Origin of the sequence: Rhizobium aureum, assembly GCF_030182495.1 — a bacterium.
Classification (GTDB): domain Bacteria; phylum Pseudomonadota; class Alphaproteobacteria; order Rhizobiales; family Rhizobiaceae; genus Rhizobium; species Rhizobium tropici_C.
In genome coordinates, this window is sequence record NZ_JAQJCI010000022.1 from 38,184 (window position 1) to 55,877 (window position 17,694).

Annotated in this window: 13 protein-coding genes; 8 read left to right on the forward strand and 5 right to left on the reverse strand. The window is 61.6% G+C overall.

Features of this window, described 5'->3' with window-relative positions; translation table 11 throughout:
* Positions 1 to 8 precede the first annotated feature (8 nt).
* The 3 genes from mgrA to PH552_RS29850 all read left to right on the forward strand — a co-directional run bounded on the left by mgrA (position 9) and on the right by PH552_RS29850 (position 3,196).
* Positions 9 to 1,040: an L-glyceraldehyde 3-phosphate reductase gene (gene mgrA / locus PH552_RS29840; RefSeq protein ID WP_112339986.1), complete on the forward strand. Its 1,032-nt coding sequence runs from the start codon at positions 9 to 11 to the stop codon at positions 1,038 to 1,040.
* 81 nt (positions 1,041 to 1,121) lie between these two features.
* Complete coding sequence (locus PH552_RS29845) at positions 1,122 to 2,732, forward strand: glycoside hydrolase family 43 protein (protein ID WP_112339985.1); 1,611 nt, start codon at positions 1,122 to 1,124, stop codon at positions 2,730 to 2,732.
* Between the two features lie 137 nt (positions 2,733 to 2,869).
* On the forward strand, positions 2,870 to 3,196 hold the full coding sequence (locus PH552_RS29850) for an RcnB family protein (RefSeq protein ID WP_112339984.1): 327 nt from the start codon (positions 2,870 to 2,872) through the stop codon (positions 3,194 to 3,196).
* Positions 3,197 to 3,335: 139 nt separating this feature from the next.
* Here the strand turns inward: PH552_RS29850 and PH552_RS29855 are convergent, their stop codons facing one another.
* Complete coding sequence (locus tag PH552_RS29855) at positions 3,336 to 10,082, reverse strand: apolipoprotein A-IV repeat region-like domain-containing protein (RefSeq protein ID WP_112339983.1); 6,747 nt, start codon at positions 10,080 to 10,082, stop codon at positions 3,336 to 3,338.
* Positions 10,083 to 10,574: 492 nt separating this feature from the next.
* Between PH552_RS29855 and PH552_RS29860 the strand changes: the two genes are divergently transcribed.
* Both PH552_RS29860 and PH552_RS29865 read left to right on the forward strand, forming a co-directional pair.
* Positions 10,575 to 10,943, forward strand: coding sequence for an Hpt domain-containing protein (locus PH552_RS29860; protein WP_112339982.1), 369 nt, complete (start codon positions 10,575 to 10,577; stop codon positions 10,941 to 10,943).
* Between the two features lie 148 nt (positions 10,944 to 11,091).
* Entirely contained in the window at positions 11,092 to 11,412 is a 321-nt protein-coding gene (locus PH552_RS29865) for a 2Fe-2S iron-sulfur cluster-binding protein (RefSeq protein WP_112339981.1), read from the forward strand.
* A gap of 451 nt (positions 11,413 to 11,863) precedes the next feature.
* Here the strand turns inward: PH552_RS29865 and PH552_RS29870 are convergent, their stop codons facing one another.
* Complete coding sequence (locus tag PH552_RS29870; protein WP_112340024.1) at positions 11,864 to 12,487, reverse strand: DUF922 domain-containing Zn-dependent protease; 624 nt, start codon at positions 12,485 to 12,487, stop codon at positions 11,864 to 11,866.
* A 92-nt stretch (positions 12,488 to 12,579) separates the two neighbouring features.
* Between PH552_RS29870 and folP the strand changes: the two genes are divergently transcribed.
* From folP to folK, 3 genes are read left to right on the forward strand one after another with little or no spacing between them, the layout of a single operon-like run.
* A complete protein-coding gene (folP, locus tag PH552_RS29875) occupies positions 12,580 to 13,455 on the forward strand; it encodes a dihydropteroate synthase (RefSeq protein WP_113251353.1) in 876 nt (291 codons plus the stop codon).
* 54 nt (positions 13,456 to 13,509) lie between these two features.
* Positions 13,510 to 13,881 carry a dihydroneopterin aldolase gene (folB, locus tag PH552_RS29880; protein ID WP_112339979.1) on the forward strand — a complete coding sequence of 124 codons (372 nt, stop codon included), beginning with the start codon at positions 13,510 to 13,512 and terminating at the stop codon, positions 13,879 to 13,881.
* The gene (gene folK / locus PH552_RS29885; RefSeq protein ID WP_432421973.1) at positions 13,865 to 14,392 is read left to right on the forward strand and encodes a 2-amino-4-hydroxy-6-hydroxymethyldihydropteridine diphosphokinase; all 528 of its coding nucleotides are present in this window, start codon (positions 13,865 to 13,867) and stop codon (positions 14,390 to 14,392) included. Before folB ends, folK begins: the two co-directional genes overlap by 17 nt.
* Positions 14,393 to 14,464: 72 nt before the next feature.
* Here the strand turns inward: folK and PH552_RS29890 are convergent, their stop codons facing one another.
* The 3 genes from PH552_RS29890 to PH552_RS29900 all read right to left on the reverse strand — a co-directional run bounded on the left by PH552_RS29890 (position 14,465) and on the right by PH552_RS29900 (position 17,684).
* Positions 14,465 to 15,016 carry a hypothetical protein gene (locus PH552_RS29890; RefSeq protein ID WP_112339978.1) on the reverse strand — a complete coding sequence of 184 codons (552 nt, stop codon included), beginning with the start codon at positions 15,014 to 15,016 and terminating at the stop codon, positions 14,465 to 14,467.
* A gap of 104 nt (positions 15,017 to 15,120) precedes the next feature.
* On the reverse strand, positions 15,121 to 16,212 hold the full coding sequence (locus PH552_RS29895) for a YcjF family protein (protein WP_112339977.1): 1,092 nt from the start codon (positions 16,210 to 16,212) through the stop codon (positions 15,121 to 15,123).
* Entirely contained in the window at positions 16,209 to 17,684 is a 1,476-nt protein-coding gene (locus PH552_RS29900) for a YcjX family GTP-binding protein (protein WP_112339976.1), read from the reverse strand. The genes PH552_RS29895 and PH552_RS29900 overlap by 4 nt, the downstream gene beginning before the upstream one ends.
* Positions 17,685 to 17,694 lie beyond the last annotated feature (10 nt).

The window sequence follows — 17,694 nt, forward strand, 5'->3', positions numbered from 1 at the left end:
ATTCCATCATGGCCTGGCAACCGGCATCCGATCGCTATTCAAAAATGAAGTACAACAGGACCGGCCGTTCCGGTCTCAAGCTGCCGGCGGTCTCGCTGGGGCTCTGGCACAATTTCGGCGGCGATACGCCGCATGACCGCAAGGTCGATATGTGCCGCACGGCCTTCGATCTCGGCATTACCCATTTCGACCTCGCCAACAATTACGGACCGCCTCCCGGCAGCGCCGAGACGGCGTTCGGCGAGATTCTTCGCACCGATTTCGCGGGCTTGCGCGATGAGTTGATCATCTCCTCCAAGGCGGGCTATGACATGTGGCCGGGTCCCTATGGCGAGTGGGGCAGCCGCAAGTATCTGATTGCCTCCTGCGACCAGAGCCTGAAGCGCATGGGCCTCGACTATGTCGATATCTTCTATTCGCACCGTTTCGATCCGGATACGCCGCTGGAGGAGACCTGCGGCGCGCTCGACCATATCGTTCGCTCGGGCAGGGCGCTCTATGTCGGCATTTCCTCGTATAATTCGCAGCGCACGCGCGAGGCTGCCGCCATCCTCAAGGACCTCGGCACGCCATGCCTGATCCATCAGCCGAGCTATTCCATGCTCAATCGCTGGGTCGAGGATGACGGTCTGGTCGACACGCTCGAAGATCTCGGTATCGGTTCGATCGTCTTCTCGCCGCTGGCTCAGGGCATGCTCTCGACCAAGTATCTCGGCGGTATTCCGGACGACAGCCGCGCGGCGCAGAACCACTTCCTGAAGCGCGACTTCATCCGCCCGTCGATTATCGACAACATCAGAAAGCTCAACGAGATCGCAGAGAAGCGCAACCAGACGCTGGCGCAGATGGCGATCGCCTGGGTTCTGCGGGGCGGCCGCATCACATCGGCTCTGATCGGCGCCAGCCGTTCGTCGCAGATCGTCGATTGTGTCAAGGCGCTCGATAATCTCGACTTCACGGCCGAAGAGCTGAAGCAGATCGATGTCTATGCCAAGGAGGCCGACATCAATCTCTGGGCCAAATCCGCCGAACGCGATTGATCATCCCAAGGCGCCCGGAACCGGTTTCCGGGCGTTTTACCTTAATTGCCGCTTGTTACGGTCTCCGGAGGAGAGAATTTCATGATCCGCAATCCGATCCTGCCGGGCTTCAATCCCGACCCGTCCATTTGCCGCGTCGGCGAGGACTACTATATCGCCACCTCGACATTCGAATGGTATCCGGGCGTCCAAATCCATCACTCCCGCGATCTGGTGAACTGGACGCTCGTGAGGCGGCCGCTGGAGCGCGCTTCGCAACTCGACATGCGCGGCGAACCCGATAGCTGCGGCATCTGGGCGCCCTGCCTCTCTTACGCGGATGGGCTGTTCTGGCTCGTCTATACCGACGTCAAGCGCTATGACGGAAACTTCAAGGACGCCCATAACTACATCGTGACCTCGCCGACCATCGAAGGCGAATGGTCCGAACCGGCCTATGTCAACTCCTCCGGTTTCGACCCGTCTCTGTTCCATGACGATGACGGCCGCAAGTGGTTCGTCAACATGCAATGGAACCATCGTACCGAGAGCTATGGTGGCTCGCCGAAGACACCGGCCTTCGACGGCATCCTGCTGCAGGAATGGGACCCGGCGACGAAATCGTTGAAGGGGCCGATCAGGAATATCTTTGCCGGTACGGAACTGGGGCTGGTCGAGGGGCCGCATCTCTTCAAGCGCAACGGCTGGTACTATCTGACCACGGCGGAGGGCGGCACCGGCTATGATCATGCCGTGACCATGGCCCGATCCAGCGATATTGCCGGGCCGTACGAACTGCATCCGAACAAGCACCTGATTATCTCGAAGGATCATCCGGAGGCGGCGCTGCAACGTGCGGGCCATGGCCAGTATGTCGAGACGCATGACGGGCAATTCTACCATACGCATCTTTGCGGGCGGCCTCTGCCGCCGCATCGTCGCTGCACGCTCGGCCGCGAGACGGCTTTGCAGAAATGCGTGTGGAAGGAGGATGGCTGGCTCTATCTCGAAAATGGCACCAGCGTTCCAGATGTCGAGGTCGCAGGCTTGAACGGTGCCGTGCCGGTCCAAAAGCCGCGCCGCAACGGTTACAATTTCGATGAGGCCAGACTGCCGATGGATTTCCAATGGCTGCGCACACCGCAGCCTGAACGCATCTTCAGCGTAGCGGAACGTCCTGGCCATTTGCGGCTTATCGCCCGCGAGAGCATCGGTTCCTGGTTCGAGCAAGCGCTTGTCGCCCGCCGGCAGGAGCATCACAGCTTCCGGGCCGAAACCGTCGTAGATTTCGAGCCCGACACCTATCAGCAGGTCGCTGGCCTGACGCATTACTACAATCGCTTCAAGCTGCATGCCATTGCCGTGACCCTGCACGAGAAGCTCGGCCGCTGCGTCACCATCATGACTTGCCCGGGCGATTATCCGAACGGCCGCCTGAGTTTTCCGATCGAGGGCGGGGTTGCCGTGCCCGATGGAAGGATCCAGCTTGCCATGGAGGTGCGCGACAACGACCTACAGTTCTTCTGGCAGGCGGAAGGGATGGGCGCATGGCAGGCTATCGGGCCGGTCCTCGATGCCGGCGTCATCTCGGATGAGGGCGGGCGCGGCGAGCACGGTTCCTTCACCGGTGCTTTCGTCGGCATGTTTGCCTTCGACACATCCGGCCGGGTAAAGACAGCGGATTTCGACTGGTTCAACTACGATGAACTGTGAGGGCGATGACTTCCGGCAATGCAATGGAAAACCTGCCTGCCGTCGCCTCTATTACGGAATTGTAATTCGACTGTCAGACTCGTTTCATGTCTGTCACGGTAAGTTCGCGTGCAGATTCTGAAATGAGGAAACAACCAATGAGAAAAATCTTCACCGCCCTTCTTGCGGCTTCCGTTCTGGCGATGCCGCTGGCTGCGACAGCGCAGGTCAAGCCGGCTCCTGCCGGCAAGCAGGCCGTCGTTCAGAAAGAGGCGGTGAAGAAGAAGGTCGTTATCCGCAAGGGCGGTTGGGTCAAGGGGCGCCGCCTGTCGGCCTCCGACCGCCGCCGCGCAACGGAAATCGACTACCGCGCCTACCGGCTGTCCACGCCTCCGCGCGGCTATCACTGGGTTCGCCTCAAGAACAGCTTCCTGCTTGTCGGCATTACCAGCGGGCTGATTTCGAAGGTGCATGAGGCCCGGTAAATCGGGCGCAATCATTGGCAGGCGAAGCAGGGGCGGCCTTCGGGACCGCCCTTTTTCATGCCGTCAAATGGGAAGAAGGCATTGAATCAAAACCCCGGCTCTCGAGCCGGGGATTGAGTATTCGTTTCTTATCTTTGCCTCAGTTCAGGCGGCCGGCTGCGTGGGCCAGCATCGTGTAGACCTTGCCGGTATCCGACGTGAGATAGGATTGCGTGACGGTGCGATCGCGGTCCGTACGCTGGACATCGGCGAGCAGTTTTTCGAAATCGGCGATGTAGCGATCGACTGCCGTGCGGAATTCGGGCTCGCGGTCATACTTGCGCTTGATTTCGTCAAAGGTCTGCTGGCCCTTGAGCGTGTAGAGGCGGCGGGTGAACACATCGCGTTCGCCACGCTGGTAGCGGCGCCACAGGTCGACCGACGCGTCGTGATCGATGGCGCGGGCGATATCGACCGAGAGCGAGTTCAGCGATTCCACGACATGGCGCGGATTGCGTGCGGCGGGTGCCGGTTCCGCCGGTGCTTTCGATGTTGCCTGGCGCGCCGGCTGCAGACCGGCGTTTTCGTCACGCGAGGCGCCACGCAGCAGGTCGCTGATCCAGCCGCCGCCGGCTGCTTCCTGGCGGGCAGGGGCCGGCGTTTCGACGGGACGTTGCGGCTGAGCCGCCGGACGCTCTGCGGGGATGGAGCCGCGCAGACCCAGGGACTCAATCGAAGGCTGCTGCGGCACCGGCTGCTGGGGGGCAGGCTGCTGCGGTCGGGGAGCGGCGGCAGCCGGAGCCGGGGCGGGAGCCGCCGGCTGCGGGCGCTGGGCCGGCTGTGCATCCGCCAGAGCGCGGGCCGACGGCTCGGAAATCTCCAGCTGCTGCGTCGAGCGGCCAACGATCTGAGAGATATCCTGCAGCGCCTTGATCTGTTCGGCGACGGCGCGGCGCATGGCAGCAGCGCTTTCCTTCGCTTCTTCCGGAAGGTCGAAGGCACCGCGCTTCAATTCGCTGCGGGTAAGGTCGAGTTCGCGGCGAATATCGCCGGCCGAGCGACGGATCTCGTCCGTCGCACCGGCGAAGCGGCCGATAGCGTCATCGACGGCGACACGCAGCGTCTCGCGCAGCTGCTGTGCGGCCGTATCGGAAGTCTTGCCGGCATCGGCGAGCATCTGCTCGACCTCGGAGAGCGACGCCGTGAGGCCGCCGCGCAGACGGTTTGTCAGTTCGCTGGAGCGGCGTTCGGTATTGGCGAAGGTGCTTTCGACAGCCTGGCTCGCGTCCTCGCCGGCCTTGTGCAATGCGGCGCGCATGTTCTCCGCGGCATCTTCGGCGCGCTTCTCCGTCTCGGAGAGGACACGACCGATGTCTGCGAAGGAGGATTGGACACTCTGGCGCAGATTGCCGGTGACCTGATTGGAGCGCTGCTCGGCACGGTCGAAGGCGGTTTCCACCATGGTGCCGAGGGCGCGCATGGTGTTCTCGATCTCTTCCGATCGCTGAACGAGGCCGACGGCAAGGTTCTGCAATGCTGTCTCACGCTCTTCCAGCGTCGAGACGAGGTTCGACTGTGCCGCACCGAGAAGCTGGGAAGCCTGCGTCAGAACCTTGGAGTGATCGTCGAAGCGGCCGACGATACTGCCGACCTGCGACAGCGTCTGGCCGGTGATTTCGGACAGCTTGTCGACCTTGCCTTCGAGAAGGCGGCTGGAGGCTGAAACCATCTCGCCGGCTTTCGCCGCGGATTCGGCGAAGCGCGTCGACGTCGCGGTGAGACGATCGTCAACGGTCGCGAACTCGGTCGCGGCATTGGTCAGCAGTCCAGCGATCGCGGAATTGTTCTCGGCGAGGCGGGCGATGATGCCGTTGACGCTTGCAAGCAGGTTGTTCTCGAGCGCACTGACCGTATTGACCGCATGTTCCGTGCGCGATGCGATCGCGTTGATCAAGGCGGCATTTTCGGCGCGCAGGCGTTCCGTGCTTTCCTGGGCGGCTGCCGAGATCAGGGCTGCCGCTTCCTGGCCTGTTGCCGCGTAGCGATCGACGATCGGACGGGCTTTTTCGTCGATGAGGCGGGAGAGCTCCGTGGAGCGTCCAGCCAGCATCGAATTGAGCTCGCGGGTGCGCTCGTCGAGCGATGTGCGGATGGATGCGCCGCGGGCTTCCAGCGCGTTGTCGACGCCGGTAAGGGTTGCGTCGATCTCGCGGGCACGCTCTTCCAGGGAGGTGCGGATGGCCGTGCTGCGCTCGTCGAGCGCGCGCTCGACCTGTGCCATCGTGGCGGCAATCTGCTCGCTGCCGCCGGTCAGCGTATTGCGGATGGCCGCGCCACGCGCTTCCAGCGACTGTTCTGCCGAAGACAGGGCTTGCGAGATCGTGTTGACCTGGTTGCTGACGAGGCCTTCGGCTTCGGCAACCTTGTTGACGATTGCGTTGCCCGCTTCCGAGAAAGTCTGGGCGACAGCCGCGGCCTGGCTCGCCAAGCGGTTCTGTGTTTCCGAGACGCGATTGACGAGATCGTTGGAGCGCTCGGTCATGGCGCGTGCGAACGCGTCGCTGTGATTGCCGAGGTTGTCCGCGAACTGCTGGCCGGTATTGGCAAGCAGCTCGGCCGTACGCGTTGCCTCCGTATCCATGCCCTGGGCTGCATCGGCAACGGCCGTGCGCAGCGTTGTCGCGAGATTGGCGGCCTTGCCCTCGATCGTGCGGTTGACGGCTTCAAGGCCGACATTGAGGGCGCGATCCATGGTCGACAGGCGCTCTTCGATGCGGGCCGCGGCCTGGCTGCCGCTATTGTCGATCTGGGCGGCGCCGCTCGCCAGCGTTTCGGAGAGACGGTTGCCGGCCGCGTCGACCTGGGCCGTGACGCCCGTGACGCCTTCGTGGATCCGGTTCTCAAGAGCCGACAGGCTCGCCTCGACGCGGGAGCCGGTCTCGGCGAAGCGGCCGGTCATGCCCTCGATCGTCTGGTTGAGGTTGGACGAGAAGGTCTCGGCCGAACGCTGGATGTCGCCGGCGGCCTGCTGGATGCGGCCGGCAACGTCGCCCGCGCCGCTGTTAAGGCGTTCTTCCAATGTCCTTGCGCTTGCATCGATGGTCCGACGCAGCGATGCCTCGCGGTCCTCCAGCGACATTTCGAGCATGCTGGCGCTTGTGGCGATGGAGGTGCCGATGGCTGTCGTCTGCTCCATAAGCGTGTTGTCGATCTGCTCATGGGCGTCCCGCAGAGTCAGGCTGATCGCGTTGCTGCGATCTTCCAGTGTCGAGCGCATGCGCTCGTAGGCGGAAGCAAGGTTCTCGTCCATCTGAGACAGACCGACACCAAGCGTATTTTCGAGCTGGCGCGTCGTGGAGCCGAGAACGGTTTCGATACGATCGCTGCTGCTCCCGAGCAAGCCGGACAGGGCTTCTGTATGAACTGCGAGCGAGCGATCGAGACGATCCTGATTTTCGCTGTAGGCGGCACGGATTGCGTCCGCCTTGTCGCCGAAGGCGCCGGCAACCCGTGCTTCAGCGCCGGAGACGCTATCGAGCAGGGCATTGGCGCGCTCTTCCAGAGTGCTTTCGAAACGGTTCTGGTTTTCGGCGAGCGAGATTGCAAAGGCCATGCTCTTGTCATCGAGCGTATTGGTCAATGCCTCGTGGCCGCTGGCGACGGTGTGGGCAATGGCCTTGGCGCTGTTCTCCAGGGTTTCCTCGAGTTTCGCGTGGTTTTCCGAAAGGGCGATCGCCAGGGACATTGTCTTGTCGTCAAGGCTGTTGACGATCTTGTCGTGCGTTCCGGCAACCGTTTCGGACAGTGCGTCCAGCCGGCTTGATACGGCATCCTCAAGCCGAGACTGCGTATCGGAGAGGGAAATGGCGAGAGCCATCGCCTTTTCGTCCAAAGCATCCGCCAGAGCAGCATGATTGCCGGTGAAGGCGCTGGTGATCGCTTCGGCGCGGTTGGCAAGCGTGGCCTCGAGGCGGGAGTGGCCTGACGTCAGCGCGTCGGACAGTGCCTTCGTCCTGCTGTCCATCGTATCGGCAACCCGTTCGGCGTGGCCGGCGACAGTGTCTTCCAGTCGTGCCTGACCCTCCGAAAGGGCGATAGCCAGAGCCATCGTCTTGTCGTCGAGCGTGGTGGTGACCTGGTCGGCGTGACCCGAGATTGCGCCCTCAAGACGAGCCTGGCTTTCCGAAAGCGCAATGGCGAGCGCCATTGCCCTGTCATCGAGAGCGTCGACCAGGGAAGCATGATTGCCGGCAAACGCCTTGATGATCTCCTCGGCGCGATTGGCGAGCGTTTCTTCGAGGCGGCTTTGCCCGCTGGTCAGGGCGGCGGCAAGCGCGCCGGTCTTGCCGTCCAGCGTGTCGGCGACACGTTCGGCATGGCCGGAAACGGTTTCCTCCAGCCTTGCCTGGCTTTCGGAAAGCGCGATGGCGAGCGCCATGGTTCTGTCGTCCAGAGCGTTCGTGACGCTTTCGGCGTGGCCGGAAACGGTGCTTTCGAGACGCGCCTGACCTTCGGCAAGCGCGCGTGCGAACTCCTTGGTCTTTGCGTCCATGGTGCCGGCGACATGATCCGCGTGGCCGGACACAGCGTCTTCCAAGCGGGACTTACCTTCGGAAAGGGCGATGGCAAGCGCCATCGTCTTGTCGTCGAGCGTGTCGGCAAGCTTGCCATGCATATCGGTAACGGCGCCGGTGATGGCGTCGGCGCGGCTTGCCAGCGTATTTTCGAGGCGGAGCTGGTTTTCCGCCAGCGAAATCGCCAGCATCGATGTGCGTTCGTCGAGGGCGGCGGTCAGGTGCTCGTGAGAGCCGCTGACGGCATCGGTGATTGCCTGCGAACGCTCGGCAAGCGTTTGTTCAAACCGCGACTGGTTGTCGGTCAGCGCGCCGAAAAGCGCGCTGCTGCGTGCGGCCATAACGGCATCGATGCGTTCATGCGCGGAGCCAAGCGCCTGGGTGATTTCGCTCGTGCGGGAAGAGAGCGTGTTGTTGATCTCGCTGGCGCGGCCGGCAAAGGCCGTGGTGAGTTCTTCCGTGCCGCTTTGCAGCGCGGTCGAGACATCCCGCGTGACCCCTTGTACCGCCGAGGTGAAGGCGTCGGCATGCGAGGCGAGGGTGGTGTTCAGTTCGCTCGTGCCCGATGCCAGGGCGGAGGAAATTCCGCTGGTGGCATTCTGAAGCGCGGAGGTGATCTCTCCGGCCCTGGAACCGATTGCGCTTTCCAGCACTTCCTGGCCGGTCGCAAGAGTGGTCGCGAGCGCGAGAGACTGATCGGTGAGATGCGAGCCCAGACGTTCGATGCTGGAGGTCAGAATGCCTTCCAATGCATCCGAATTGCTGCCGAGGCTCTGATTGATGCGGGCCAGGCTTTCAGACAGCTTGCTGTCCAGCGAGCCGGCGCGCTTGTCGAAGGCGGAGGTGAATTCCGATACGCGTTCGTCGAAGGCGGTCGAAAGCTGCGCGATGGTCGACTGGAAGCGCTCGTCGAAAAAGCCGGAGCGCAGGTCTATATCCATGATGGCGTCATCGGCCGTCGACTGCAGGCTCTGACGGAAGCTCGCGCCCTTTTCATCGAGCGCAGTGTTGAGGCGGGACAGCACATTGTCCAGCGTCCCGGTGATGGACCGCTCGCCGCCGGTGAGGCTTTCGCTGATTTCCTTCGTGCGCGCGACCAGCGTTTCATTGAGCTGGCGGGCACGTTCATTGAGCGCGGAGTTCAGCTTTTCGGTGTTCGCGTCAAGGGTTGAGGCGCGTGTTTCGAAGTGGCCGAGCAGTTCCTTGCCGCGTTCGGAAAGGGTCGACGACAGGGATTCCAGGCGGGTATCGAATTCGTGGCTCAGCGCCAGACCGGAGGCATTGAGGTTCTGCAACAGGCTGTCGGTCTTGGCGGCAAGCAGCGTGCCGAGCGCCTCGACTGCAGAATCCGACTTTTCCATCAAGACGGCCGCGCGCGTGTCGATCATCGACGCGAAGGCTTCGCCCGAGGTGGAAAGGCGTACCGCGATCTCTTCGGTCGCCAGCGACAGATCTTCCTTGATCTGATCGTGTACACCGACGATCGACGAGCGGATTCGCTCGGCGTGATTGATGATCGCGTCGCGTTCGGTGCCGAGCTCGTGGACGAGGCCGCGTACGCGCAGTTCGTTGTCGGCGTAGCTGCGCTCCAGGGCGTTGACTTCGGAATGGACGAGGGTTTCCAGCTCGGTGGCGCGCGCAATGGTGCGCTCGATACCCTCATTCATCGCCGAGACTTCACGCCGTACCGCCTGGCCGACCGTCATGATGCGCTCGGAGGCGACCGTTTCCGGCTCGACCAGGCGCAAAGCGACTTCCGCCATGGAGCGGGCCGCGTTGCGCATGTCATGCGCGCGCGAGATCATCATGCCGAAAGCATAGAAAAGAAGGACCGGAACGATGATGCCGACGATGCAGGCGATAACGCCGGGCAGGGCGGCCAGATCGGCGAAGGAATGGATATTTCGGATCTGGGTGCCGTAGAGGAGGAAGGCGAGACCGGCGCCGCCGATGATCCAGAACAGCGAGAAGATCGTGGCATTGCGCACCGCCCGGCTCTGAGAGCCGCTGTCCAGCGCCTTCAGGATGCTGGCGGAACTTGCCCGATTGCCATCATTGGCAGCCGCAAGGTTGGGATTTCTCGGCGCCTCGGCGGAGCGAGGTGTTGCGGCGGGGGCTGCAGTGCTGCGCATGCCGCCGGTATTGCGGGCTGCATCATCCCTGCTCTGCTTTATCGGCTGTTTCGGCGGCTCAGACACTTTTTGCTCCGGGACATCGGGTGTAGGGGCACTGCGAGACTCCAAGCTCTCGTCACTGAAATCGATCTGCAGAGCTTCGTCCAATGCCTGGAAGGCCTTGTCCTCGACCGACTCGATGTACTTTTTGTTCGCCATGCGGTTACGCCTCGTTACAACTCACTCGGGCTTGCCGTGTCTTTTCCGGTAATTCCGCCGCTCCGGAAAAGACGACCCCTGCCTCCCGTTGGGTCCTCCGCTGTCGATCAATATCGAGGTTGGATTTCCCGTTACATTTCAGAGTGGATAACTGGTTTTTCAAACGGATGTTATGAAAACATTACCATCATCCACTTCCTGGGCAAAGACATGTGCCATAAGCCCAATTTACTAGTATCGTAGTGACACATTCCCCCAGTCATGACAATTAATTCCACCTTAAAGGCAGTGGATCGTTAAGGGCGCATTAACCCTGTTTGCCTGTTCAACGCCATGAAAACTCAAGATTTTGAGCATGTTTAACGGACGTTAACCATGTCTGGAGTTTTCGGCCCTCAATGTGCCAAAATTTAACTGGATGGCCATGCCCGGGCCGCAACTATGCGGCATGTCCCTAAAACAGTCACAGATAAATGACGGGAGCATTGGCACATGGCAGCTTTGAATATCGCGTTTGAATCTCCCGATAATTCGAGGGGCGCTGCCCCGTCGCGGGAGCGGGCGATCGATCTCGTCCATCTCGGCAAGCAAACGATGGGCGACAAGGCGCTGGAGGTCGAGGTGTTGCAGATGTTTGCGAGGCAGGCCCGTTCCTGCCTGCAGGAGATCGGCAGCGGTGACCCCAAGCGCATCGAGGCGGCATCGCATAAGCTGAAGGGGGCGGCCGGCGCCGTCGGCGCCTTCCGCGTGGCCGATGCAGCTGGCGCGCTCGAAAGCGATGCCGGCGATGCCGCGCGCATGGCGGCGGTAACGACCTGTGTCGTCGAGGCCGAGAATTTCATTCTGAAGCTCTCGCGCTGAACCGAGCCGCCTGAAGGTCAACTGAACTTGATGCCAGCGCCGCCAGACGGGTAGACCGTTTCGGCGGCGCAAATGTTGACTGCCCCAGCGATTTGTTGGAAGTAAAATTCCGATCATCCTTCATTCACGAATATCGGAATTCACCCACATGACCAAATTGACCATCGTCGCCTTCGACGGCACGCGCTTTGACCTCAATGTCGACGAGGGATCCACCGTGATGGAAAATGCCGTACGAAACTCCGTTCCCGGCATCGAAGCAGAATGCGGCGGTGCGTGCGCCTGCGCCACCTGTCATGTCTATGTCGACGAGGACTGGACCGCAAAGGTCGGCAGCCCCGAGGCGATGGAAGAGGACATGCTGGACTTCGCTTTCGACGTCCGGCCGAATTCGCGTCTCTCCTGTCAGATCAAGATGACGAGCGCTCTCGACGGACTCGTCGTGCATGTGCCGGAACGTCAGGCCTGACGCTTTCCCCGGCGCGCTTCCTGCGCCGAAGTTCTTGATACTCACCGGACAATTTATTTCGGGGTCCTATACCAAAAAGATGCCTCGCTCAGCTGATTAGCGAGCGAGGCGAGGCGGGCGCATCACCGACAGGCAAGGGAGGAAACACCTGCGGCTTAAGGACGCGCCAGGAGAACACTTACCAAATGCTTTGAAAAACAAACCCGACTGCGCCGAAGAGCAAACAAACCCGCCGCCGCAGGCACTCTCAATCGATCTTTTTCGAGATCCCGCCCAGTATTTTTCGAATCATCCGGTGCGTTTATCTCTGTAATTGATAGCAAAAACCTATTTCAGATTCTCGTAAAGTTCAAAGAGCAGCGCGGCCGGACGATTCACAGAAATAGTGGCTGTTTTCCCACAGTCGGCGCTCGTGCGTGGGCGATTTCCCTGAAATAGCGGGAGACGTGATCTATCGCTGGCCGCCGTGACGACTGCGATAGTACAGCAACCGCTGTATCCGGTTCTGGAAATTGATCGCCTCGATCCGGTCGAAGCGGGCCTGGTCGGCGTCGTGCCGCTCGGTTTCCCGCGTCGTCACGTCATTTGCTTTTTCCTGAAGCGCATCGCAATTGCTCGCCGACGGCAGGGACAGGATTTGCCGTTCCATTCTTCGTGCGTGCTCTCGGGCGATCTCGACGTGCCGGTCCTCATGGCGCCGGATATCGGCGGCCAACGTGTCCCATATCGTCGAAAGCTGCTTGCTGGCATGCCGCCGGTCGCGCCAGCGCGGCAGGATGATTTCGGTATCGACCGTGACCTTGACGCTGGAGATATAGCAGCGCCCATTTGCCTCGCTGTAGGTCGCGTTGCCGCCGAAGCGAATTCTCGTCGCGCCGGGATGATGGCTGCTGGAACCCATCGCAAGCGGTCCGCGTTGGTTCAGGGCCGCATCGAGCTCGTCGGCCGTGCTGCCCTTGATGTCGAAATAGGAAATGGATTTGCGGGCGACGACTTCCGCATCGGCCACGCTGGGTATGCAGAACGCGAGCAACAGAGCACACGAAATACTTATCTTATGGAACGCAAGCGGCATTCGTGTCGCTACCATGTTGAACTTCGGCGAACCTTGCGGCATAGCCACTGTGAGCGCAATATCAAGCGCAAGGTTTTTTCATTTTCAATGGGATGGGACGGTTCGTGACGGAGCTTCGCAGCCAAACCTGGCATGTCGCCCATGGCCGCAGCCTCGAGCTCGGCAAAGAGAGTGTCATCATGGCGATCGTCAATGTGACGCCGGATTCCTTTTCCGACGGCGGACATTACGAGGCCGTCGACGCGGCGGTTGGGCATGCCTTGGCTTGTGTCCAGGAGGGGGCCGACATCATCGACATCGGCGGCGAATCGACGAAGCCCGGTGCTGCCGCCGTCAGCGCCAGCGAGGAGCAGGGGCGGGTGCTGCCCGTCATCGAAGCCTTGCGGGGCAGGACTGACGCCCTGATCTCGGTCGATACTTATCGTGCCGATACGGCGCGGCTGGCGGTCGGTGCCGGTGCGCACATCGTCAACGACGTCTTCGGCCTGCAGCGCGAGCCGGATATTGCCGCGGTGGCAGCGCAAACGGGTGCCGGGCTTTGCATCATGCATACCGGTCGTGACAGAACGAAGCTGCCCGACGTGATCGACGACCAGATGCTGTTCCTCAGCCGATCGCTCGATATCGCCGCGGCGGCGGGCGTCAACAAGCAGAATATCGTGCTCGATCCCGGTTTTGGTTTTGCCAAGGAGAGTGCGGAGGAGAATCTGGAATTGATGGTGCGGTTCAATGCGCTGCTCCGCTTCGAGCTGCCGCTGTTGGTCGGCACCTCGCGCAAGCGGTTTGTCGGCACCGTCACGGGCCGTGATGCGTCCGATCGGGATGTCGGAACGGCTGCGACCAGCGCGATCCTGCGCCTGCAGGGAGCTGCGCTATTCCGCGTACACAATGTCGCAATCAACAGGGACGCGCTGGCGGTCGCGGATGCTATTCTCAGGACGCGCGCGAAACTTAAACATGATCCTTGAAGGTAGGGAGCGTTTTTCGGACGCCGTCGTGCCTGTTCGAAACGGAGGGACGCCATGAGCGCCGTGACATACACCATTACTCTGCAGAATTGCGCTTTCTTTGCCCGCCACGGCGTGCATGACGAGGAGGAATTCCTTGGTCAGCGCTTCTTCGTCGATGCCGAGCTGGACGTCGAAGCGGGCGATGCGCTGGAGCGCGATTCGATCGACGATACCGTCAATTATGGAGTCGCATTCGCCGTCATCGAGGAGATCGTGACCGGACGCCGCCGCTACCTGATCGAAGCGCTGGCGCTCGATGTGGCGAAGGAGCTGTGTCGGCGCTTTCCCAGTATCCGCCGCGCCAAGATCACGGTGCGCAAACCCAATGCCCCTGTTCCGGGCGTCCTCGATTATGTGCAGGTGAGCATTGAGCATTTTGCCTGAAAACCTGGCGGTGCGGACGACGCTCGGTCTTGGCGGTAATCTGGACAATCCTGTCCGCGCCATGGCGCTCGCCCTTCGCACACTGGATCAGCGCGCCGATTGCCATGTGGTTTCGGTGTCGCGGCTTTATCGCACACCGCCCTGGGGCAAGACGGACCAGTCCTTTTTCTATAATTCCTGCGCGGCCATCGATACCACCCTGGCGCCGGAAGCACTGCTCGACGTATGCCTCGATATAGAGCGGCAGATGAAGCGGGTGCGGATCGAACGCTGGGGGCCAAGGACGATCGATATCGATGTGCTGACTTATGGCGATCTGCAGCGGGCTGAGCCGCTCTTGACCATACCCCATCCGCGGATGGTCGAACGTGGCTTCGTGCTGATGCCGCTTGCCGATTTTGCAGCGGATCTCGTCGTCAACGGCCGCAAGATCAGCGACTGGTTGCGGGAGGTCGACGTCGAGGGCATCGAGGTCGCTGATGAAAACCGTGACTGGTGGCGAACCGTCTGAATCGCAATATGAAAAAAGCAAAAGGCCGGCGAGTTTGCCGGCCTTTTGCTTTTGGGCATTGATATTCAAAGCTTACTGGATCGATCCGACTGCCATCTGGTCGACATCGGCCCGCTTCAAGGTGACGCCGATGACAGGCACCATCTGTTCGCCGACCTTCACCGAGATGGTGACGTTCATCGACTTGTTGTCCGAAACGCGAGCGATCATGGCGCCGTTCAGCTTCTGACGGATCAGTCCGAGCACGACGGTATTGTCATTGACCGTGCCCGAGGTGACGTCGAGACCCTTGCCGGCCGCGCCGTCAAGGAATTTTCCGCTGTAGGAGCCGCCGTTTTGCGTGATCTCGGCCGACATCGGCTGCTGGAAGACCCCGACGCGGCAGGTGCCGTCGAGCTTGACGCCGGCATTGCCGCCGTCGGAGGGCTTGCCCGTGAGATTGCAGGTGAACTTTGTGCCCTTGTACTTGCCGGCCACGATTTCGCCGGGGCCGCTCCAGGTGCCTGAGATCGACTGGAAGAAGGCCTTGTCGCGGGGCGCCGCGTCGGCTGATTGCACCCCAGCGCCCGTAGACAGGGCTGCGGCGGCAAAGCTGCTTACAAGAAGAAATCGACGCGAAAACATGGATATTTCCTAGCGAGGCGGAACCGTAAAACTGGTTCCCACTTTTGCCGCAGAATGGTTAATGCTTGGTTTCCGTGATGCTAAAGCACCTGATTTTCAGGTCGTCACGTCGTGTTGCGGCCGGTGATAGTCGGCGTGAGGTCGCCGGCAAAATCGGCGATGCCGGGCCTCTTGAGCGCCTTGAAGGCAAGCGGGCGGCAAAGATCCATCGCCGCTATACCGATCCTTGCCGTCATCATGCCGTTGACGACACCTTCGCCAAGACGCGCTGAAAGCTTCGATGCGAGCCCGTGGCCGATCAGCTGCTGGATGATGCTGTCGCCGACGGCGATGGAGCCGGTGACGGCGAGATGGGCGATCACGTCGCGCATCAGCCTGATCATGCCGAGCGTGCCCGGCCTGCCGCCATAGAGTTCCGCCATGGCGCGGACCAGTTTTGCCGCCTCATAGAGGACGTAGAGAATGTCGACGAGGGCACGGGGGCTGACGGCCGTCACGACCGACACCCGCTTCGAGGCACCAAGAATCAGCGCACGGGCACGTCGGTCGAGCGGTCCGAGCAGTTCGCGCTCCGCAAGGTCGATCAGCTGTGGCGCATCGATGATGTCATCCTCTGCCGCCTTTAACGTCGCACGGCCCCTGGCCGTATCCGGGTTGGCTTCCAGCAGCGTGCAAAGACGCTTCACCAGCGCTTTGGCGCGGATCGGTCGGGTCTCCCCGATAGCGGCCTCCGCTTCTGCCTTGATGGTCTGCACGGCGGCGAGCCGCATCATGCCGGCTGTTTCGCGGATGACGATGGCAAGCACGGCGAGAATGCCGATCCCGACAGTCGCCAGCGCGGTATAGCCGAGCCAGTCAGCTCGGCTGAACAAGTCGCGGATGAGCTGATCGGTCCAGAGACCGAAGGCGAGCGAGACGAGAATTCCGAGCGCGCCGAGCGCCACCCTGCCGAAGGAGAAACCTGTGCGGCGAGGCCTGGCAATGGCGGTTCCGTCCGCCTCGGCGCCAAGGGTCGGATTGATGAATGGATCTTCTTCGTCCGGAGTCAGGACGACATCGGTATTGAAGCTTTGCGGCTTGCGCACTGTCGACGGGATGGGTCTGAGATCGGCATCTTTTCCGGAGACGTCCGGTTCCAGTGTGAAGGCGGCGGGTCGGCGATTACCGTTCGGCTCGTTTTCGGTCGGCTTCGTCATGCGAGACGGTCTCCGAACAGGAACTGCATGGCGCGGTCAAGGCGGATATGCGGCACTGACAGCTTGATGCCGCCGCCGGTTTCATCCAGTTCCGGCGGGCGGAACCGCACGACGTTCACCTCGGGCAGATGGACCTTGGACCCATCCGATTCAAGGGCTTCGAACAGCCAGCGCGGATTTTCCGGCAGGTCGCCGGGAAAGATCGCGGTCTTCCGATTGCCGTCGAACAGCTCGCCGGCGATGGTTTCCTTATCCATCGGCGTGCCGACGATGACAGGGAGCGTCTGGCCGTCGCGGGTCACGGTTGCCTCCCGCGTCGCGCGTACGGAGGCGATCGCCATGACCTCGATACCGGCTCCGGCCATGCCGATGCGCTCTATGGCCCTTTCGACGAGGCGGCGCGTCAAGGCCTCCAGCCGGTCATGGCTTTCATGATGGAGGTGGTCGGCTTTGGTGGCGGCGACCAGCACGCGGTCGATGCGCCGGCCGAGCAGCGAGGAAAGGAGCGAGTTCGTGCCAGGACGGAAGCATGCCAAAACGTCCGTCAGCGCCCGTTCCAGATCCTGCACGGCTTCGGGGCCACGATTGATGGCCTGCAGGGCATCGACGAGGACGATCTGCCGGTCGAGACGAGCGAAATGCTCGCGAAAGAAGGGTTTGACGACGACGGACTTATAGGCCTCATAGCGGCGCTCCATCATCGTCCAGAGTGAACCTTTCGGAGCGCTGCCTTCGGCCGGCAGTTTCAGCGGCGCAAAGGTGAGGGCAGGCGAGCCGTCGAGATCGCCGGGCAGGAGGAAACGGCCGGGCGGCAGTGTGGAAAGCGAGCGTTCGTCGGATTTACAGGCCTTCAGATAATCGGCGAAGGCGGTCGCAAGGTCGCGTGCCTTCATTTCATCCGCAGGTGCCACGATATCGGCCTGTTCCGTTATCCCCAGCCAGTGACGTGACAGTTCGGCGCGAATGCCGGATTTGGCCAGAGCCAGCGTTTCCTCGCTGAAGATGCGGAAATCCTTGGCAAGCAGCGGCAGGTCCAGCAGCCATTCGCCCGGGTAATCGACGATATCGATGGAGAGGCGGCCTGGCGAGAACAGGCGGTTCCAGCCGCTGGCGCTTTGATAATCCAGCGTGATACGCAGTTCGGAGATGGCACGCGTCGAATCCGGCCAGATGCGGTCTTTGACGAGCGCGCGAATATGATCCTCATATTGAAAACGCGGCACGGCATCGTCCGGCTGCGGCTCGAGGCGAACGGCGGACACGCGGCCGGACTGCACCGGTTCGAGCAGCGGCAGACGCCCACCGTTCAGAAGATTATGCACCAGCGAGGAGATAAAGACGGTCTTGCCCGAACGGGAGAGGCCCGTGACGCCCAGACGAATTGTGGGATTGACGAGGCCTGCTGCGCGATCGGCAAGATTGTCAAAGGCAATGAGGGCGTCGTCAGTAAAAGAGGTCAGGCTTGGGGGCAAGGCGGGATCC